Source organism: Rouxiella badensis, assembly GCF_002093665.1.
Taxonomy (GTDB): Bacteria; Pseudomonadota; Gammaproteobacteria; order Enterobacterales; family Enterobacteriaceae; genus Rouxiella; species Rouxiella badensis.
The window spans coordinates 63,880-84,609 of record NZ_MRWE01000021.1; the positions used below are offsets into that span (position 1 = coordinate 63,880).

The following is a 20,730-nucleotide window of genomic DNA, read 5'->3' on the forward strand; positions in this document are numbered from 1 at the left end:
GTTTATTTCGCTGCTGGTTAATTGCATGATGAATGATAAAGATCTCTCCACCTGGCAGACATTCCGTCGCCTCTGGCCGATGATCACACCTTTTAAAGCCGGGCTTATTGCCGCCGCTATCGCGCTGGTGGTCAATGCCGCCGGTGATACCCTCATGCTGTCGCTGCTAAAACCTCTGCTGGATGACGGCTTTGGTAAAACCGATCGCTCCGTATTGCTGTGGATGCCGTTGGTCGTGATTGGATTGATGCTGGTGCGTGGGGTCAGTGGCTATGTTTCAAGTTACTGTATTTCCTGGGTCTCCGGAAAAGTTGTGATGCAAATGCGTCGCCGGCTGTTTGGCCATATGATGAGAATGCCAGTGGCCTTCTTTGATCAGCAGTCCACCGGAACGCTACTGTCACGTATCACCTATGATTCCGAGCAGGTTGCTTCCTCCTCCTCGAGCGCGCTGGTCACCGTCGTACGTGAAGGGGCGTCGATTATCGGCCTGTTCATCATGATGTTCTACTACAGCTGGCAGTTGTCGGTCATTCTGGTCATTATCGCGCCTATCGTTTCTACGGTTATTCGCGTAGTGTCCAAGCGTTTCCGTAATATCAGCAAGAATATGCAGAACACCATGGGTCAGGTAACCACCAGTGCCGAGCAGATGCTGAAAGGGCACAAAGAGGTGCTTATCTTCGGTGGTCAGACGGTTGAAACCGAGCGTTTTGATAAAGTCAGCAACCACATGCGCCGTCAGGGCATGCGTCTGGTTTCTGCATCTTCTATTTCTGATCCGATCATTCAGCTGATTGCCTCACTGGCGCTGGCCTTCGTGCTTTATGCCGCGAGCTTCCCATCCGTGATGGAAACGCTGACTGCCGGTACAATCACCGTGGTCTTCTCCTCAATGATCGCACTGATGCGTCCGTTGAAATCTTTGACCAACGTTAACGCCCAGTTCCAGCGTGGTATGGCAGCCTGTCAGACCCTGTTCAGTATCCTCGATATGGAACAAGAGAAAGACGAAGGCAAGCTGACCGTTGAGCGCGCAAAAGGCGACATCGAGTTCAAAAATGTCACCTTTAGCTATGGCAAAAGCGAAAAACCGGCCCTTAGAAACATCTCTTTTGAAATTCCTGAAGGCAGAACCGTTGCTTTGGTGGGACGTTCAGGCTCTGGAAAATCAACGATTGCCAACCTGATGACCCGTTTTTACGACATTCAGGAAGGTGAGATCCTGCTCGATGGCCACGACCTGCGCGAATACACGCTTGCGTCGCTGCGCGATCAGGTTGCGTTGGTTTCACAAAACGTGCATCTGTTTAATGACACCATTGCCAACAACATCGCTTATGCACGTACTGAAAAGTACAGCCGTGAAGACGTTATCAAGGCCGCAACTATGGCACATGCCATGGATTTCATTAGCAAAATGGATAACGGTATTGATACGGTCATCGGTGAGAACGGCGTGCTGCTGTCAGGCGGACAACGCCAACGTATCGCGATTGCGCGTGCGCTGCTGCGTGACTCACCGGTTCTGATCCTCGACGAAGCAACCTCTGCGCTGGACACAGAGTCCGAACGTGCGATTCAGTCTGCTCTCGACGAACTGCAAAAAAACCGTACCTCGCTGGTGATTGCGCACCGTCTTTCTACCATCGAAAAAGCTGACCAGATCCTGGTTGTCGAAGATGGTCGAGTGGTTGAGCGCGGAACGCATAGCGAACTGCTTGAGCTACGTGGGGCTTATGCCCAGCTTCACCGGATGCAGTTTGGTCAATGATAGCGCGCATCTGGTCGGGTCAATCGGCACTTTATCTGCTGTTACTGCCACTCAGTTGGCTGTATGGATTGATCACGCTGGTATTGCGTTTTAGCTATAAAAAAGGGTGGAAGAAAAGCTGGCGAGCACCGGTTCCCGTGGTGATCGTCGGTAATCTGACTGCCGGAGGTAATGGTAAGACTCCGGTCGTTATCTGGCTCGTCGAGCAGCTGCAGCAGCGGGGATTACGCGTTGGCGTCGTTTCACGTGGTTACGGTGGCAAGGCTGAAAGCTATCCTTTAATACTTGATGAGGGGACGTCTACGGCACAGGCCGGTGACGAGCCGGTGCTGATTTTTCAGCGCACCGGCGCACCGGTTGCCGTTTCTCCCGTGCGTTCCGACGCCGTCAAAGCCCTGCTGAAAGACTCTTCTGTCGACATTATCGTGACCGACGACGGGCTACAGCATTACGCATTACAGCGTGATTTCGAAATAGTGGTGGTTGACGGCGTGCGCCGTTTCGGCAACGGCCACTGGCTTCCTGCCGGACCGATGCGTGAAAGAGCTTCAAGGCTGAAAAGCGTCGATGCGATTATCGTCAACGGCGACGGTCAGGGGCAGGGCGATGAGATAGGCATGCGGCTTCAGGCCGGGAACGTGGTGAACGTGTTGACCGGCGAGAAGCGCCAGGCGCAAACGTTGTCTGACGTGGTGGCGATGGCGGGTATCGGACATCCTCCTCGTTTCTTTGCCACGCTCAACCAGCTCGGCGTTCATACGCAGCGTGAAGTTTCCTTTGCCGATCATCAGGCCTACCAGTCTGCGCAGCTCGCGGCATTGGCCGCTGATAATCAAACCTTGCTGATGACTGAAAAGGATGCAGTGAAGTGCCGTAGTTTTGCGCAGGCCAACTGGTGGTATTTGCCGGTTGATGCATACCTCTCAGAACCTGGTGCGACCTCGTTGCTTGAAGGCATCAGCTCGTTAGTCACGAAATCGTGATTAAAACTTGACCTGCGTAGCATTATATGAGTTAATGCCGCACGGCCTGTGATTACAGAGCTATTTATGAGGCAGTATCGTTAACAACAAAAAGTTGTTAACCCTATAGTGAATTTGTTCCTCCCAAGACGTTATCTTCCTGTTTGTTTCCACCAAAAGTTTGATTCCGCTAAAAAGACGAACCTTCCCATCACCCCCCATAAGTATTCTTTCTATAAAAATGGCCATCGTTGCCTTACGGCAAAATGAAATGGGTTACTTTCTGTGAACTCTCATCTGTTCTTGTTGTCAAATTCAACAAGCTACAGTGAAGTGGCGATTGACTCGACTAAATGCCTGCCCCAATGGTGGGTTCAAAATTTGCTCATTAGAGGTTTTTTATAAGAACAACTTTAGTATGGGCAAACGCATCCGAACAATAATAAAAAGCGTTGTCATGGATGCCCGAAATTAAGGAAATAAAAATTATGATGTTAAAAATGGGTTTAGTTAAATGGTTCAACCCGGCTAAAGGCTACGGTTTCATTTCTCCACTCGATGGTACTTCAGAGATTTATGTAAGCCGTAATTCCATTGCGAATACGCGTAATAAATCGCTTAATCCAGGCCAGAGTGTAGAATTCACCATTTACAACAGTTCGACTCATGGCCCGGCGGCAGCGGACGTTATTGCCTTCTAAGCCAAGTTCAGCGGCGGTGAATTTTACCCCCTGACAAAAATATGCTATCGATATCCGCAACCTAATCCTTTGACGGATATCGATATGCCTACTGCAAGCCTCTCCCTCTCTACTGCGCGCACGCTACATCTCGCCGCACAACAGCTGCAAAATCCCCTAAAACGTCAGGCGAAACCTGATGATCTGCTCTCTGCTATCAAAAAAATGGCGCTTCTGCAAATTGATACCATCAGCGTCGTGGCGCGTAGCCCTTATCTGGTGCTGTTTAGCCGCCTTGGAAACTACCCTTCCGAATGGCTCGAAGAGGCGCTTTTAGCGCGCAAAATATTCGAGTATTGGGCGCATGAGGCCTGCTTTATCCCCGTCGAAGATTACCGTCTGCTGCGTCATCGTATGTTGAATCCGCAAAACATGGGCTGGAAATTTAATCAGGCTTGGTTCGACAAGCACGAATCTGACATCAAGGGTCTGCTCGATCATATTGCTGAAAAAGGACCGGTACGTTCGGCGGATTTTACGCTGGATAAGCGAGGAAGCACCGGCTGGTGGGACTGGAAGCCGCACAAGCGCCATTTGGAAACATTGTTCACCTCCGGTGAATTGATGGTGGCAGAACGGCGTAATTTCCACCGCGTCTACGACCTGCGTAGCAATATATTGCCGCATTGGGACGACGCAACCCAGACGCTGAGTCAGGAACACGCCGAGTTCGACATGCTCTGCCGCTCGGCGCAGGCGCTGGGCATCTTTCGAATAGAGTGGCTGGCGGACTATTATCGTCTAAAGCGCGTCAACAGCAAAAAACTCACTGCCCAGCTTCTGGATCTCGGCCTTATTACGCCCGTCGAGGTCGCCGGTTTCAGCTCTCCGCTGTATGTTCATCAGTCTCTGCACCGCCTTTTGGCCGAGGCCGAGGCAGGCAAGATAACCTCTACCGTTACCACGCTGTTGTCACCCTTTGACCCCGTCGTTTGGGACCGTCGGCGCGCGCTTGAACTATTCAACTTTGACTATCGTATCGAGTGCTATACCCCCGAGGCCAAGCGGCAATACGGTTACTTCACCCTGCCTATCCTCAATCGTGGTGAAATCATTGGCCGTACAGATGCCAAAATGCACCGTAAGCAGGGGATTCTCGAGATAAAAAGTCTGCATCTTGAACCGGGAGTTAACATTGGGCCGCGCAGGGTGAAGGATATTACCGAGGCGATTAGCCGCTTTGCGCGCTGGCAGGGGGCGACTCAGGTGACACTGGGCAATATTCCGCAGGTGCTGAAAACGTTTTGGGAAGAGGGCTGGAGTCTGTTGCCGTAAGACATTGGCAGGAGGCGTAAATAGAAAACGGCTGCAGTCGGCAGCCGTTTACCCGTTACCAACGCGCATTAGTTGCTGAAGTTGGCGAACATAGCGATAATTTTGTGGAAAAGTTTCATTTCTTGGCTCTTGAGTAAGTGTTTTTATGTGACATTGGTCACAAAAAAATCATACGCCTGCCTAATAGAATTCGCAATATCCGCGCAAAAACTTCTTAAGCCCGAACAGTTAACGGCGGGTAGGCGCTGTGCTATCCTCTGTCACCATAATGACTTACCTGTCGTCCGTTTTTTGACGCAAGTGAGTGCTCTAACTACGCCTCACGGAGGATCTATGGATCATCGTTTACTCGAAATCGTTGCTTGTCCTGTTTGCAACGGCAAGCTGTATTTCAACAAAGAATCTCAAGAGTTGGTCTGTAAAGCAGACGGCCTGGCCTACCCGGTTCGCGACGGTATTCCCGTGCTGCTCGAAGTAGAAGCGCGTTCACTCTCTGCCGACGAGATCCATCCATGAGTTTTGTTGCCATTATTCCTGCTCGCTATGCTTCTAGCCGTTTGCCCGGCAAGCCGCTGGCCGACATTGATGGCAAACCGATGATTGTTCACGTCATGGAGCGCGCCCGCGAGTCGGGAGCTTCACGCGTTATCGTCGCGACCGATCATCCGGATGTCAAAGCCGCCGTTGAAGCCGCGGGGGGGGAAGTCTGTATGACCCGCCCTGATCACCAGTCTGGCACCGAGCGTCTGGCTGAGGTTATCGAGCTATGCGGGTTCGCCGACGATGAAATCATCGTGAACGTGCAGGGCGACGAGCCGCTGATCCCGCCGGTGATCGTTCGTCAGGTCGCCGATAACCTGGCACAGTGCGGTGCCGGAATGGCGACGCTGGCCGTGCCGATTGAAGACGCCGAAGAGGCGTTTAACCCCAACGCGGTGAAAGTGGTCATGGATGCACAGGGCTTTGCGCTCTATTTCTCGCGTGCCACTATTCCGTGGGAACGTGAGCGTTTTGCCAGCTCGAAAGAGACCATCGGCGATACTTTCCTGCGCCACATCGGCATTTACGCCTATCGCGCCGGTTTTATTCGCCGTTACGTCCAGTGGGAGCCGAGCCAGCTCGAAAAAATCGAGCTCCTCGAGCAGCTGCGCGTGCTGTGGTATGGCGAGAAGATCCACGTGGCAGTAGCGAAAGCAATTCCTTCCGTGGGTGTCGATACACCAGAAGATCTGCAGCGTGTGCGCGCCTTCTTTGCCAATAAATAACGGACTCGCGCTACTGTGAGGTGGCGCTAACCGACTGTTTGGGCACGTCGTTGCCCGTCAGCTTCTGCCACAGGCGCCCCAACGTTTCGTACCAGGCTCTTTCTGAATGAGACAGATAAAGCGACTGTGGCAGGACTTTCTCCCACAGGTTGAGCGGTGAGTCTATCGCCAGCTGATTGGCCGGTGCCGGAATTGGCGCTAAACCCTGTTGCTGGAAAAACACCATCGCACGCGGCAGATGATTGGCCGACGTGACCAGCGCGAAAGGTTGATGACCAATTTGTTGCGCCACCTGCTGGGCTTCCTGACGCGTGTCTCTTGGCTGGTCGAGGGTGATGATATCCTTCGCAGGAACGCCCAGACTTTCCGCCACTTTGGCTGCCGTTGCGGCACTGCTCACCGGATTCGTCGGCGTCGCCGCGCCGGTAAAGATGAGCTTAGCTCCCGGATTCATCAGGTAGATACGTATCCCTTCGGTCACTCGAGGCAAACTGTTGCTGATGAGATTTGAACTGGGCGCCCACGCAGGGTTGTAGGTATAGCCGCCGCCAAGCACCACGACATAGTCAATCGGCCCTTGGCCGCGATAGGTTGGAAAGGTATTTTCCAGCGGTCGCAGTAGCCTGTCGGCGACGGGTTGCAGGCTCAACAGCGCCAACAGCAACCAACTGACCAAAAAAATGACTTTTCCCGTTTTTTGCCTTCTGCTGAACCAGAGCAGGCACAGTGCTACCGCCATCATTAGCAGTAAAAGGGGTAATGGCATCATTAAGCCGCCGACAAATTTTTTCAGGGCAAAAAACATCAGATAATCGGTCCTTTTGTGTGAAAAAACGGCATCCGGGTGAGATTCTTGGTCAGGATGATTTATTCTCTGCCAGCCTGTGCCAAAATAGCACCATAATTCGTTTGTCTGCCTACTGGTAAAACAAAAAGTTGAGCAAAAAAAAACGTACAGTGACGGTAGAACCGTCTCCCCAGGGTCGCAACTTCGATGATATGGCAGAAAAATTTTCGCGCAATATCTACGGAACGACCAAAGGACGTATTCGCCAGGCGGTGCTTGGAGAGGACCTGCGTGAACTTTTAACCAAGCTTCCACAGCGTCCTTTGCGTATACTTGATGCCGGCGGTGGCGAAGGGCAAATGGCCTGCGAGTTGGCCGCTTTAGGACATCAGGTATTGTTGTGCGATCTTTCCGGTGAGATGATCAAGCGGGCGCAGGCCGCCGCCGCCGAAAAAGGTGTGAGCGACAACATGCAATTTGTACAATGCCCCGCTCAGGACGTTGCACAGTATTTGGAACAGCCGGTTGATCTGATATTGTTTCATGCTGTAATCGAATGGCTAGCAGAACCGCAGCAGGCGCTTCAGGCTTTGAACGACTGTCTGCTACCCGGTGGCGCACTTTCTCTGATGTTTTATAACGTCAAAGGTTTGCTGATGCGCCACATGGTGCTGGGTAATTTTGGCCATGTCGAAGCAGGGTTACCCAAAATAAAAAAAAGCTCGTTGCTGCCCGACTATCCACTGGAGCCAGAAAACGTCTATCGGTGGTTAGAGGAAATGGGACTTCAGATTACCGGCAAGACCGGCGTGAGAGTATTCCACGATTATCTGCGTAACAGGCAACAGCATAAACAGGATTTTGACGAGCTTCTGGCGCTGGAACAGCGTTATTGCCGACAGGAGCCTTTTGTTAGTTTGGGGCGATACATCCACGTGATGGCGCACAAACCCGACCGGAAGGACGAATTATGAGTGAATTTTCCCAGACTGTCCCCGAACTGGTGGCCTGGGCACGTAAAAATGATTTCTCAATTTCATTGCCGACGGAGCGACTGGCTTTTCTTCTGGCGATTGCCACCCTCAACGGCGAGCGTCTTGACGGAGAAATGAGCGAGGGCGAACTGATTGATGCGTTTCGCCACGTTAGCAAGGGGTTTGAGCAAACCAACGAAACCATTACCGTACGCGCCAACAACGCTATCAATGATATGGTGCGCCAACGGTTGCTTAACCGCTTTGTCAGTGAACAGGCAGACGGTAACGCGATTTATCGTTTGACGCCTCTGGGTATTGGCATCACCGATTACTACATTCGCCAGCGTGAGTTTTCCACGCTGCGCCTCTCTATGCAGTTGTCCATCGTTGCTCAAGAACTTAAACGCGCGGCGGATGCAGCCGAGGAAGGCGGTGACGAATTCCACTGGCATCGCAACGTCTTTGCCCCGCTTAAATACTCGGTCGCAGAAATCTTCGACAGTATCGACATGACTCAACGCATCATGGACGAACAGCAGCAGGGTGTGAAAGACGATATCGCTGCGCTACTGAGCAAGGACTGGCGTGCGGCCATTTCTAGCTGTGAGCTGTTGCTGTCTGAAACCTCGGGCACGCTGCGTGAACTTCAGGACACGCTTGAGGCCGCAGGCGATCTGCTTCAGGCGCATCTACTGCGCATTCAGGATGCCACGCTGAGCGGACCGGATCTCGGTTTCATCGACAAGCTGGTTTACGACCTGCAAAACAAACTGGACCGCATTACCAGCTGGGGTCAGCAGGCGATTGACCTGTGGATTGGCTATGACCGTCACGTGCACAAGTTTATCCGTACCGCTATCGATATGGATAAAAACCGCGTGTTCGCTCAGCGTCTGCGCCTTTCGGTGCAAAATTACTTCGATAATCCGTGGACCCTCACCTTTGCCAACGCCGATCGCCTGCTCGACATGCGCGACGAAGAGTTGGCATTGCGCAGCGATGAGGTCACCGGCGAACTTCCTCCAGACCTCGAATTTGAAGAGTTCAGCGAGATCCGCGAACAGCTTGCCGCCTTGATTGAAGAGGCGCTGCGGGTTTATCAGCAGGACAAAGTGCCGCTGAATCTGGGGCTGGTGATGCGCGATTATCTCGAACAATATCCTCGCGTGCGCCATTTTGACGTTGCGCGAATCATGGTCGACCAGGCAGTACGCCTTGGTGTGGCTGAAGCAGATTTTTCAGGGTTGCCGGCACAGTGGCAGGCAATCAATGATTACGGAGCCAAGGTGCAGGCCCATGTCATCGACAAATATTGAACAAATAATGCCAGCCAAGCTGGCACAGGCGTTGGCTAATTCCCTGTTTCCGGCTCTCGACAGTCAGCTTCGTTCTGGCCGTCATATCGGTATTGATGAATTAGATAACCACGCTTTCCTGATGGATTATCAGGATGAGATTGAGCTTTTCTACAGTCGTTACAGCGTAGAACTTATCCGCGCGCCTGAAGGGTTTTTCTACCTTCGTCCGCGCTCCACCACGCTAATCCCACGCTCGGTATTGTCTGAGCTGGACATGATGGTCGGTAAAATTCTTTGTTATCTATACCTGAGTCCTGAGCGTCTGGCGCATGAAGGCATTTTCACTCAGCAAGAGTTATATGATGAATTGCTGAGTTTGGCGGATGAAAGCAAACTGCTGAAATACGTTAACCAGCGTTCTACCGGTTCAGATCTCGACCGTCAAAAACTTCAGGAAAAAGTCAGGACGTCGCTCAACCGCCTGCGCAGACTTGGCATGGTTTATTTTATGGGCCCTGACAGCACCAAGTTTAGAATTACCGAAGCCGTGTTCCGCTTTGGCGCAGACGTTCGCAGCGGTGATGACGCGCGTGAAGCGCAGCTGCGTATGATCCGCGACGGCGAAGCGATGCCAATTGAAAGCAGCTTGTCGCTCAACGATGAGAGCGAAGAGGGTGAAGCGCAGGCAGACCATGGGCCAGAAGGTGCAGAGGATGAACAGGAATGATTGAACGCGGTAAATTTCGCTCACTGACGCTGGTTAACTGGAACGGCTTTTTTGCCAGGACCTTTGACCTCGACTCACTGGTGACCACGCTTTCCGGCGGTAACGGTGCGGGCAAGTCAACGACCATGGCCGCGTTTGTCACGGCGCTTATCCCCGATTTGACCCTGCTGCACTTCCGTAACACGACCGAAGCCGGGGCGACCTCGGGCTCGCGTGACAAAGGTTTACACGGGAAACTGCGTGCGGGCGTGTGTTATTCCGCGCTCGACGTCGTCAACTCTCGCCACCAGCGCGTAATTGTTGGCGTACGCCTACAGCAGGTAGCCGGTCGTGACCGCAAGGTCGACATCAAGCCCTTTACCATTCAGGGACTGCCGACCTCGGTACAACCGACTGAAATCCTGACCGAGACCGTAGGTGACCGTCAGGCGCGGGTACTCTCTCTCCAGGAGCTGAAAGACCGCGTCGAAGAGATGGAAGGGGTGCAGTTCAAGCAGTTCAACTCCATCACCGACTACCACTCGCTGATGTTCGACCTGGGCGTTATCCCGCGTCGCCTGCGCTCAGCCTCCGATCGCAGCAAGTTCTATCGCCTGATTGAGGCCTCGCTGTACGGCGGTATCTCCAGCGCCATTACTCGCTCGCTGCGTGACTACCTGCTGCCAGAAAACAGCGGCGTGCGTAAGGCGTTCCAGGACATGGAAGCTGCGCTGCGCGAAAACCGCATGACGCTCGAAGCTATTCGCGTCACCCAGTCGGACCGCGACCTGTTCAAGCATCTGATTTCTGAGGCGACTTCCTACGTTTCAGCCGACTATATGCGTCATGCCAACGATCGTCGCATCCATCTCGATGGGGCATTGGTGTTGCGTAATGAGCTGCTTTCCAGCCGTAAACAGCTGGCCAGCGAACAGTATCGCCACGTCGAAATGGCGCGCGAACTGTCCGAGCAGAGTAGCGCTCAGAGCGACCTCGAAACCGACTATCAGGCCGCCAGCGATCACCTGAATCTGGTGCAGACCGCGATGCGCCAGCAGGAAAAAATCGAACGCTATCAGTCCGATTTAGAAGAGCTGACCTACCGTCTCGAAGAGCAGAATGAGGTGGTTGCCGAAGCCAGCGAGCTTCACGCCGAGCATGAAGCCCGCGCCGAAGCCGCCGAAATTGAAGTTGATGAACTGAAAAGCCAGCTCGCTGATTACCAGCAGGCGTTGGACGTGCAGCAGACGCGCGCCATTCAGTATCAGCAGGCGTTGCAGGCCATTGAGCGTGCACGCGAGCTCTGTCAGCTGCCTGATTTGACCGTTGAAAACAGTGAAGACTGGCTGGAAACCTTCCACGGTCGCGAGCAGGAAGCGACAGAAGTTCTGCTGATGCTCGAACAAAAGATGAGCGTCGCCCAGGCTGCGCACAGTCAGTTTGAAAATGCCTACCAGCTGGTGGTGAAAATCGCCGGTGAAGTGAGCCGCAGCCAAGCCTGGCAAACCGCGCGCGAACTGCTGCGCGACTGGTCTTCCCAGCAGCATCAGGCCGAGCGCGTAGAGCCTCTGCGCATGCGCCTCGCCGAGCTGGAAGGGCGTCTGCGCGAGCAACAGGACGCCGAGCGCCAGCTGCAGGATTTCTGCAAGCGTACCGGGCAAGACGTGCAGCCGGAGGATCTCGACGAACTTCAGCGCGAGCTTGACGTACAGATTGAAGAGCTATACAGCGTAGTCTCTCAGGCCGGTGAACGCCGCATGGAGATGCGTCAGGAGCTTGAGCAGATTCAGGCACGTATTCGTGAACTGACTACCCGCGCGCCTGTCTGGCTGGCGGCGCAGGACGCACTAAGTCAGTTGAGCGAGCAGAGCAAAGAGCCGCTGGAAAGCAGTCAGCAGGTCACCGAGTTTATGCAGCAGCTGCTCGAAACCGAGCGTGATACCACCGTTGAACGCGATCAGGTTGCTGCCCGCAAGCGCAAAATTGAAGGGCAGATTACCCGTCTGAGCCAACCGAGCGGCGCAGAAGATCCGCGCATGATAGCTCTTGCCGAACGTTTCGGCGGCGTGCTGCTGTCTGAAATTTATGACGATGTGACCATCGACGACGCGCCTTACTTCTCCGCGCTTTATGGGCCGTCTCGCCACGCTATCGTGGTGCCCGACCTTTCCCGCATCCGCGATCAGCTCGACGGTCTCGACGACTGCCCGGAAGACCTGTATCTGGTCGAAGGCGACCCACAGTCCTTCGATGACAGCGTGTTTGCCGTTGAAGAAATGCAAAACGCGGTGCTGGTTAAAACCGGTGACCGTCAGTGGCGCTACTCGCACTTCCCTGAGGTGCCGCTGTTTGGCCGCGCTGCGCGTGAAAATCGTTTAGAAGTGCTGCACAAAGAGCGTGAAACTCTGTCCGAGCGTTACGCGAACCTGTCGTTCGACGTACAGAAAATTCAGCGCCTGCATCAGGCCTTCAGCCGTTTCATCGGCAGCCACCTCGCGGTCGCGTTTGATGCCGACCCTGAAGCCGATATCCGCTCACTCAGCGCCCGTCGCGGCGAGCTTGAGCGTGCGTTAAGCGCCCACGAAGGCCAGAATCAGCAGCAGCGCCAGCAGTACGAGCAGGCGAAGGAGGCGGTGGCTTTGCTTAACAAGCTGCAACCTCGCGTTGGCCTGCTGTGTGACGAAACGCTAATCGACCGCGTTGAAGAAATTCGTGAAGAATTCGAAGAAGCGCAGGATGCTGCCCGCTTTATCCAGCAGCACGGCGTGTCTCTGAGCAAGCTGGAGCCGCTGGTGTCGGTATTGCAGAGTGACCCCGAGCAGCACGAGCAGTTGAAAGAAGATTATGCCCAGTCGCAGCACGCGCAGCGTCTGGCCAAGCAGCAGGCGTTTGCCCTGACAGAAGTGGTGCAGCGTCGTGCGCACTTCAGCTATACCGACTCTGCCGGCATGCTGAACGAAAATGCCGATCTCAACGACAAACTGCGCAGCCGTCTTGAAAGCGCAGAGGCCGACCGAAGCCGCGCCCGTGAGCAGGTGCGCCAGCATCAGACGCAGCTGACTCAGTACAGCCAGGTTCTGGCGTCGCTGAAGAGTTCGTTCGAAGCCAAGCGTGACATGCTTAAAGAGTTGAGCCAGGAACTACAGGACATCGGCGTGCAGGCCGACCCTAACGCCGAAGCGCGCGCCCGTGCGCGTCGCGATGAGCTGCATCAGTCACTCAGTACCAACCGTGCCCGCTGCAATCAGCTCGAGAAACAGATTACCTTCTGTGAAGCCGAGATGGACAATCTGCAGAAGAAACTGCGCAAGCTTGAACGCGATTATCATCAGAGCCGCGAGCAGGTTGTCACCTCGAAAGCGGGATGGTGTGCGGTAATGCGTCTGGTGAAAGACAATGGCGTTGAGCGCCGTCTGCACCGTCGTGAGCTGGCTTATATGAACGGCGACGAGCTGCGTTCTATGTCGGATAAATCGCTGGGTGCGCTGCGCCTCGCCGTTTCTGACAACGAACACCTGCGCGACGTGCTGCGTTTGTCCGAAGACCCGAAACGCCCTGAGCGCAAGATTCAGTTCTATATCGCGGTGTATCAGCACCTGCGTGAGCGTATCCGTCAGGATATTATCCGCACCGACGACCCGGTCGAAGCCATCGAACAGATGGAAATTGAACTGGGCCGCCTGACCGAAGAGCTGACCGCCCGCGAACAGCAGCTGGCCATTAGCTCGAAGAGCGTGGCGAACATCATCCGCAAAACTATTCAGCGCGAACAGAACCGTATTCGCATGCTGAACCAGGGTCTGCAGGCCGTGGCCTTCGGACAGGTGAAGAGCGTACGTCTGAACGTCAACGTGCGGGAGGCGCATTCTGGCCTGCTCGACGTATTGTCTGAACAGCAGGAGCAGCATCAGGACCTGTTCACCAGCAATCGTCTGACCTTCTCCGAGGCGCTGGCGAAGCTGTATCAGCGTCTGAATCCGCAGATTGATATGGGGCAGCGTACGCCGCAGACCATCGGTGAAGAGCTGCTGGACTACCGTAACTATCTCGAGATGGAAGTGGAAGTTAACCGTGGTTCCGATGGCTGGTTGCGTGCAGAGAGCGGCGCGCTGTCGACCGGTGAGGCTATCGGTACTGGCATGTCCATTCTGGTGATGGTGGTGCAGAGCTGGGAAGACGAATCGAGCCGCCTGCGCGGTAAGGATATTTCTCCTTGTCGTCTGCTGTTCCTCGATGAAGCCGCACGTCTGGATGCTAAATCCATCGCCACGTTATTCGAGCTGTGCGACCGTTTGCAGATGCAGCTTATTATCGCAGCACCGGAAAATATCAGCCCTGAAAAAGGCACCACTTATAAACTGGTGCGTAAAGTCTTCCAGAATACCGAGCACGTTCACGTGGTCGGTCTGAGAGGTTTTGCGGCAGAACTTCCGGCTATTGAAAATAGTGAGGCGAATATAGCCGCTGAAGGCTAATTATCGTCTGTAACGCTTATTTGCAATATTGTTGCTCCCCGGTTGCAACATTTACTCGCAAAAAAAAGCAGCAAAATCATTGCTCAAATAAAAGCCTCGACCAAATAATATGGGTTGAGGCTTTTTGTTTTTATTGTCGTTTTTTTAAACATTCAACCAGGTTGAAATAATAAAGCAGGGTGTAAGGCTTTAATTCGCCCAGCCAGTAACATAGAGTCTTCTTATGACTGAGGAGGCAATTATCTTGTCGACCTGAGCAAAGTTAAGATTCTGTCTATATACTTAATCTATGGGCAGTTTGCTTGAGTATTCCGGCAGTTATTTCATCGTGGTATTTAAGTGAGGCAGGGGATGATGCTTAAGCGTAAAGAGTCTCTCAGGGTGCTGGTGGCCAGTAGTTTATTGGCAGCGAGTATTGCCCCATTAACCCAGAGCTATGCGGCTGTACCAAGAATGCCGGTCCGAACCACCACGCTATCCAGCGTGCAAAGCTTTAGTCAACTTCAGGCCGAGCTGCCAGCGGGTGTGAAGCCGCTTTACCTTTCTACGCTGGCGTCGCTCTACGCCGCCAATCATATGCAGCCCCTGTGGCAAGATCGGGAGGCGGTCCATCAGTTCCAGCAGCAGCTGGCTGAGGTGGCCCTTTCCGGCATTCAGCCGCAGTTTACCCAATGGGTAAGATGGTTGACCGACCCAAGAGTCACCGGTATGTCACGTGACGTGGTGCTCTCAGATGCCATGCTCGGTTATCTGCAGTTTACCAGCGGGGTCGAGGTTAACGGCAGCAACTGGCTATACAGCAATACGCCGTACAAGATGACCACGCCACCGTTGACCGTGATTAATCAGTGGCAGCTGGCGGTGCGTCATGGCACCACCGAGCACTTTGTGACCACGCTAGAACCGCAGCATCCGCAGTATAAAAAGATGCATGCCGCGCTGAAGCACCTGCTGGCGGATACTCAAGCCTGGCCGCAGATGACCAGCCCGGCAAGTCTGCGTCCGGGGCAGGTGAGCAATGATGTGCCTGCGCTGCGCCAGATCCTGTCTCGCAGTGCGTCGATGGTCGACGTCACCGATAACTCTACGCCTGCGCCTACTGCAGAAACTATCGCCCAAAATCCGACCAATAATAACGTTGAGGATTTCTCGGTAGACGAAACGGCCGAAAAAACCCAGAAACCGACCCCGGCGGTAAGTCCGTCAGCCACGTCGGTGCATGACGTATTACCCGCTCCGACGCCTGATGCGCCGCAGGGCAGCACGACAACGGCAACGGCCGCACCTGTGGTGATTTCCGACAACATTTATACGCCGCAGCTGGTAGAGGCCGTGAAACGTTTCCAGAAGTGGCAAGGCCTGGAGCCAGACGGTGTTATCGGGCCGAGCACGCGCCAATGGCTTAACGCCTCACCGCGGATCCGTGCGACGCTGCTGGCGCTAAATATCCAGCGTCTGCGCATTCTGCCGGGTGATGTAAACACTGGCATCATGGTGAACATTCCCAACTATTCGCTGAAATACTATTTGAACGGCAGTGAAGTACTGACGTCTCGCGTCATCGTTGGCCGTCCGAGCCGTAAAACGCCGCTGATGAGCAGCGTGCTAAGCAACGTGGTGCTGAATCCGCCATGGAATGTGCCGACCTCGCTGGTGCGGGAAGACATTGTGCCGAAGCTGATGCGTGACCCGGGATATCTGCAAAAGCACGGATTTACGCTGTTGTCCGGCTGGAGCAATGACGCCGAGGTGGTCGATCCTTCTACCATTAACTGGAGCATGATCTCACCTGACCACTTCCCGTATCGTGTGCGCCAGCAGGCGGGCTCGATGAGTGCGCTGGGTCGTTACAAGTTCAACATGCCGAGTTCAGATTCGATATATCTCCACGATACGCCGAATCATAATCTGTTCCAGCGTGATGTCCGTGCCCTGAGTTCGGGCTGCGTGCGCGTCAATAAGGCCTCTGAGCTGGCCAATATGCTGTTGCAGGACACGGGCTGGAATGATGCAAGAATTTCGTCGACAGTGAAGGGCGGAAGCACGACATTCGTGCCAATTAGGCATCATATACCGGTTAAATTGTTCTATTTAACGGCTTGGGTCTCAGAAGATGGTAAGCCGCAGTTTAGAACAGATATTTACAATTATGATTCCACCGCGCGATCTGGCGCGCAAATCTCATCACAAGCCGAAAAATTGCTGTAATAAATGCAGTAATTTTAACCTGATAACTGTCTGAAATACCGACCTGACCCTGAGACATCCGGCGAAATCAGGCTTCTCAAAGCCTGTTTTGTCCGGTTGACTCACCTAATCAAGGCGGTTATGGTTGCGAGGGGTCAGAAATTGGCCCTTTATTACAACCTTCTCTTAGATATAGCTATCGGGTAATTACGTTTACATGGACCAAATAGATAAATATCGTCGAAAATGGCTGGCACTTGGCGGTGCTGCCATGGGTATGGCGATGCTCCCAAACGATGCATTTGCCATGCTTGCCACACCAAGACCTCGTGTTTTGGTGATTAACAACCTCCACACTGGTGAAACCCTCAAAACTGAGTTTTTTGATGGTAAGCAATACAACAGGGACGAGTTGGCACGACTGAATCATTTGTTCCGCGATTATCGTGCTGGCGGTCAGGTTAAAAACATCGACCCTCAACTGTTCGATCACCTCTATCGTCTCCAGATTGCGCTTGGCACCAACAAACCCGTACAGCTCGTTTCGGGCTATCGTACGTTGGCGACCAATAATATGCTGCGCAAGCCGGGCAGTGGCGTCGCCAAACACAGCTATCACACGCTGGGCAGAGCGATGGATTTCCACATTGAGGGCGTTGAATTGGCAAATATCCGCAAAGCAGCATTAAAAATGCGGATGGGTGGTGTAGGATATTATCCACGAAGTGACTTTGTGCACATCGATACTGGACCCAATCGAAGCTGGTCCTGATCCTGTGCGTAATATCTAATCTGGCCTATTTTTAGGCCAGATTATTGTGGAGCCCTATGAAATATCACATTATTCCTGTTACGGCTTTCAGCCAGAACTGTTCGGTTATCTCCTGCCCTAAAACTAATGAGGCCGCGCTGGTCGACCCCGGCGGCGACGCCGAAAAGATCAAAGCTGAAGTTGCCGCATTGGGCGTAACGTTGACTCAGGTACTGTTAACTCACGGACACCTCGATCACGTTGGCGCTGCCGCAGAATTAGCCGCTTATTATCAGGTGCCGATTGTCGGTCCTCACAAAGAAGATCAGTTCCTGTTGGCTGGCCTGCCGGAACAAAGCCGCATGTTTGGTCTCGAGCACTGCGACGCGTTGACGCCGGACGTCTGGCTCGAAGAAGGCGACGTGGTGAAGGTGGGTGAAGAAAAACTGACCGTACTCGAATGTCCGGGACACACGCCGGGACACATCGTCTTTATTAACCAGGCGGCCAAATTTGCCGTCTCGGGAGATGTGATTTTCAAAGGTGGCGTGGGGCGCAGCGATTTCCCGCGTGGCAACCATGAAGACTTAATTAACTCGATCAAAACCAAACTGCTGCCGCTGGGGGATGATATTGTTTTCCTACCGGGGCATGGCCCAATGTCGACGCTGGGCTATGAAAGACTGAACAACCCGTTTCTTTAAAACGTCTCGACGATAATGCATAAAAAAAGCCAGCTCGGCGTTACCGGCTGGCTTTTTTAGTGTCTAAAAATCGCTTACAGCACAGCGACGATGGCTTCGCACAGCGGCGCCATATTGTCTAGCGTGATACCGGCTACGTTGATACGCCCGGAATTCACCGCATACACCCCAAATTCGGAACGCAGGCGCAGTACCTGATCTTTGGTCAGGCCGCTGAAGGAGAACATGCCGTTCTGCTCGATGATAAAGCTGAAGTCCTGCTTCGCGCCTTTTTCCTGCAAGGTCGTCACAAACAGCTGGCGCATACGATGAATACGCTGACGCATGTCGCTCAACTCTTGCTCCCACTGTGCACGCAGAGCAGGGTTACCCAATATGGTCGCAACCACGGAAGCTCCGTGCGCCGGCGGGTTGGAATAGTTGGTGCGGATAACCGATTTCACCTGGCTGAATGCGCGGTCTGCGTTTTCTGCATCGCGGGTTACCAGCGTGAAGGCGCCGACACGTTCGTTGTACAGGCCGAAGTTTTTGGAATAGGAGCTGGCAACCAGCAGCTCGTCATGCTTGGCGGCGAAAATACGCAGGCCCTGAGCATCTTCTTCCAGACCTTTAGCGAACCCCTGATACGCGAAGTCAAACAGGGGCAACCAGCCGTTAGCCACGGAAAGATCCGCCAACTGTTTCCATTGATCGACGGTAGGATCGATGCCGGTCGGGTTATGACAGCAGCCGTGGAACAGCACGATGTCGCCCGCCTTGGCTTCACTCAGGCTTTTCAGCATGCCGTCGAAGTCCAGTGCGTGTTTTTGTGCATCGTAGTAATTGTATTCAGCGACTTCGAGGCCTGCCGAAGAAAACACGCCGACGTGGTTAGGCCAGCTTGGGTTACTTATCCAGACGCGTGTCGCGGTGGTCTGCGTGGCCACGAAATCAGCCGCAATGCGCAGTGCGCCCGTACCGCCCGGCGTTTGAGCCGTGCGTGCACGTTTGTCGCGAATTATCTCGCTGTCAGCGCCAAAGAGCAGCTCTTGAGTGCAATGAGCGAAATCGGGTAGACCGTCAATGCTTAAATAGGTTTTAGTAGTCTCGTTTTCCAGCAGGAATTGTTCGGCCTTTTTAACACTGGCCAGAACCGGCGTCTTACCTGTTTCGTCTTTGTAGACACCAATCCCCAAGTTGATTTTATTCTGACGATCGTCAGCGCGGAAAAGATCGGTTAGACCCAGGATCGGATCAGCGGGCGCGGCAGTGATTTTTTCAAACATTTGGATACTTCCATGACCTGTTATCAACAGAAAGAGGCGTTCAGGTTACCGCCAGATTTATTCTTTGCCAACCGTTTGCGAGAAAAAGAAAGCAGAGTTGTGAGCAGGGCTTCAGCATTAAAGTTTCTGATGAAACTGGACAACAAAAAGGGCATAAGCGATGAGAATTTACCGCGAAGAACGGCGCATTTATAAAGGAAGAAAGCAAATACGGTGCGACATAAAAAAGGCAGAGCCGAAGCTCTGCCTGTTTCTTTAACCTGTTGCTTTGCCCGAAGGCGTTGCGTTTAGGCTAAATTAGAACTGGTATACCAGACCCAGGGCAACAACGTCGTCGGTTGCCAGACCCAGTGGGTTGTTGTCGTCCAGACGGTTGATTTTGTAGTCAACGTAGGTAGACATGTTTTTGTTGAAGTAGTAAGTTGCGCCAACTTCGTAGTATTTGTACAGGTCAGCATCGCCGATACCTTCGATGTCTTTGCCTTTAGACTGAACGTAGGCGATAGACGGACGCAGGCCGAAGTCGAACTGGTACTGAGCGATAACTTCAGTGGTCACCGCTTTGTTAGCGAAACCGTCGTTATCAGTGGTCAGGTTGTTGTTGGTGATACGAGCCGCATCGCGAGTTTCGGTGTAGAGAGCAGCGATGTAGATGTTGTTCGCATCATACTTAACCGCGGTACCCCAGCTGCGTGCTTTGTTTTTGTCTTCGCCGTAGGTCAATGCTTTCTGAGCATCGGTACGGTTAGACTCAGACCAGGAACCTACGATTCCCAGACCCATTGAAGAGGTGTAAGAGGTTGACAGCGCGTAGCCGTCACCGTTGCCGCGCAGAACGTCGTCGCCGGTACGGTCATTTTTGCCCTGGTACTGAACGGCGAAGTCCCAACCGTCAACCAGACCGAAGAAGTTGTGGTTACGGTAAGTTGCAACACCAGTAGAACGACCAGACAGGTAACCATCTGAGTAACCAGAGTCGCCGCCGTATTCTGGCATCATATCGGTCCAGCCGATGGTGTCATACATCAGACCATAGTTACGACCATAGTCGAATGAACCGTATTCGTTGAATTTCAGACCAGCGAAGCCCAGACGCGTTTTGTTGCCGTCCTGTGCGTCATTGCCTTCTGAATTGTTAGCCTGAACGTTGTATTCCCACTGGCCGTAACCGGTGATGTTGTCGTTGATTTTCGTTTCGCCTTTAAAGCCGAAACGAACGTAAGTCTCATCACCATCGTTGCTTGAATCGTCAGAGAAGTAATGCAGACCGTCGACTTTACCGTACAGATCCAGCTTGTTGCCGTCTTTGTTATAGATTTCGGCTGCGTTAGCTGCGCCAGCAGCTAACAAGGCTGGAATTACCACTGCAAGAATGTTGCGCTTCATCATTATTTTATTACCCTCATTGGAGTTATTTGGACACCTTGCCACTGCCTACAATAATTTACAGAACTATTGTTGATAGTTTGGTGTCTCCTGTGTCTGAACGCAGTGTTCCATTGAGGGTGAGCTTAATCTACATCGAAAATGCTACTAAACACCTAATTATGTTTCAGTAAGAAAA

General features: G+C 53.1%; 16 protein-coding genes. 13 read left to right on the forward strand and 3 right to left on the reverse strand.

Translation table 11 applies throughout. The features are described 5' to 3' along the window. The first annotated feature begins 25 nt into the window (after nucleotides 1-25). The 6 genes from msbA to kdsB all read left to right on the forward strand — a co-directional run bounded on the left by msbA (nucleotide 26) and on the right by kdsB (nucleotide 6,016). Nucleotides 26-1,774 (forward strand): lipid A ABC transporter ATP-binding protein/permease MsbA, encoded by a 1,749-nt coding sequence (gene msbA / locus BS640_RS13535; RefSeq protein WP_017494098.1) that lies wholly within the window; start codon nucleotides 26-28, stop codon nucleotides 1,772-1,774. Further along, on the forward strand, nucleotides 1,771-2,757 hold the full coding sequence (gene lpxK, locus BS640_RS13540; RefSeq protein ID WP_084912750.1) for a tetraacyldisaccharide 4'-kinase: 987 nt from the start codon (nucleotides 1,771-1,773) through the stop codon (nucleotides 2,755-2,757). Before msbA ends, lpxK begins: the two co-directional genes overlap by 4 nt. 467 nt (nucleotides 2,758-3,224) lie before the next feature. Further along, nucleotides 3,225-3,437, forward strand: a complete 213-nt coding sequence (locus BS640_RS13545; RefSeq protein ID WP_017494095.1) for a cold-shock protein — start codon at nucleotides 3,225-3,227, stop codon at nucleotides 3,435-3,437. An 84-nt stretch (nucleotides 3,438-3,521) separates the two neighbouring features. Then, nucleotides 3,522-4,751, forward strand: a complete 1,230-nt coding sequence (locus BS640_RS13550; protein ID WP_084912751.1) for a winged helix-turn-helix domain-containing protein — start codon at nucleotides 3,522-3,524, stop codon at nucleotides 4,749-4,751. Between the two features lie 333 nt (nucleotides 4,752-5,084). Continuing rightward, nucleotides 5,085-5,267: a Trm112 family protein gene (locus BS640_RS13555; protein WP_009636632.1), complete on the forward strand. Its 183-nt coding sequence runs from the start codon at nucleotides 5,085-5,087 to the stop codon at nucleotides 5,265-5,267. Then, nucleotides 5,264-6,016 carry a 3-deoxy-manno-octulosonate cytidylyltransferase gene (gene kdsB / locus BS640_RS13560; RefSeq protein WP_084912752.1) on the forward strand — a complete coding sequence of 251 codons (753 nt, stop codon included), beginning with the start codon at nucleotides 5,264-5,266 and terminating at the stop codon, nucleotides 6,014-6,016. The genes BS640_RS13555 and kdsB overlap by 4 nt, the downstream gene beginning before the upstream one ends. A 10-nt stretch (nucleotides 6,017-6,026) precedes the next feature. Here the strand turns inward: kdsB and elyC are convergent, their stop codons facing one another. Further along, a complete protein-coding gene (gene elyC, locus BS640_RS13565) occupies nucleotides 6,027-6,821 on the reverse strand; it encodes an envelope biogenesis factor ElyC (RefSeq protein ID WP_084912753.1) in 795 nt (264 codons plus the stop codon). 131 nt (nucleotides 6,822-6,952) lie between these two features. Between elyC and cmoM the strand changes: the two genes are divergently transcribed. From cmoM to BS640_RS13600, 7 genes are all read left to right on the forward strand, one after another. Next, nucleotides 6,953-7,777 carry a tRNA uridine 5-oxyacetic acid(34) methyltransferase CmoM gene (gene cmoM, locus BS640_RS13570; RefSeq protein ID WP_084912754.1) on the forward strand — a complete coding sequence of 275 codons (825 nt, stop codon included), beginning with the start codon at nucleotides 6,953-6,955 and terminating at the stop codon, nucleotides 7,775-7,777. After that, nucleotides 7,774-9,096: a chromosome partition protein MukF gene (gene mukF, locus BS640_RS13575; RefSeq protein ID WP_017493495.1), complete on the forward strand. Its 1,323-nt coding sequence runs from the start codon at nucleotides 7,774-7,776 to the stop codon at nucleotides 9,094-9,096. The genes cmoM and mukF overlap by 4 nt, the downstream gene beginning before the upstream one ends. Next, nucleotides 9,077-9,805, forward strand: coding sequence for a chromosome partition protein MukE (mukE, locus tag BS640_RS13580; RefSeq protein ID WP_026110749.1), 729 nt, complete (start codon nucleotides 9,077-9,079; stop codon nucleotides 9,803-9,805). Before mukF ends, mukE begins: the two co-directional genes overlap by 20 nt. After that, complete coding sequence (mukB, locus tag BS640_RS13585) at nucleotides 9,802-14,259, forward strand: chromosome partition protein MukB (RefSeq protein WP_084912755.1); 4,458 nt, start codon at nucleotides 9,802-9,804, stop codon at nucleotides 14,257-14,259. The genes mukE and mukB overlap by 4 nt, the downstream gene beginning before the upstream one ends. Before the next feature lie 351 nt (nucleotides 14,260-14,610). Beyond that, nucleotides 14,611-16,467 carry a L,D-transpeptidase gene (gene ldtD / locus BS640_RS13590; protein WP_139802815.1) on the forward strand — a complete coding sequence of 619 codons (1,857 nt, stop codon included), beginning with the start codon at nucleotides 14,611-14,613 and terminating at the stop codon, nucleotides 16,465-16,467. Nucleotides 16,468-16,663: 196 nt separating this feature from the next. Next, on the forward strand, nucleotides 16,664-17,218 hold the full coding sequence (mepK, locus tag BS640_RS13595) for a peptidoglycan L,D-endopeptidase MepK (protein ID WP_017493491.1): 555 nt from the start codon (nucleotides 16,664-16,666) through the stop codon (nucleotides 17,216-17,218). A gap of 56 nt (nucleotides 17,219-17,274) precedes the next feature. Beyond that, nucleotides 17,275-17,901 carry an MBL fold metallo-hydrolase gene (locus BS640_RS13600; protein ID WP_017493490.1) on the forward strand — a complete coding sequence of 209 codons (627 nt, stop codon included), beginning with the start codon at nucleotides 17,275-17,277 and terminating at the stop codon, nucleotides 17,899-17,901. A 74-nt stretch (nucleotides 17,902-17,975) separates the two neighbouring features. On the opposite strand, the gene BS640_RS13605 is transcribed toward BS640_RS13600, so the two are convergent. Together BS640_RS13605 and ompC are read right to left on the reverse strand one after the other, a co-directional pair. After that, on the reverse strand, nucleotides 17,976-19,166 hold the full coding sequence (locus BS640_RS13605) for an amino acid aminotransferase (protein ID WP_017493489.1): 1,191 nt from the start codon (nucleotides 19,164-19,166) through the stop codon (nucleotides 17,976-17,978). A 297-nt stretch (nucleotides 19,167-19,463) separates the two neighbouring features. Continuing rightward, nucleotides 19,464-20,555: a porin OmpC gene (gene ompC / locus BS640_RS13610; protein WP_017493488.1), complete on the reverse strand. Its 1,092-nt coding sequence runs from the start codon at nucleotides 20,553-20,555 to the stop codon at nucleotides 19,464-19,466. Nucleotides 20,556-20,730: the final 175 nt, after the last annotated feature.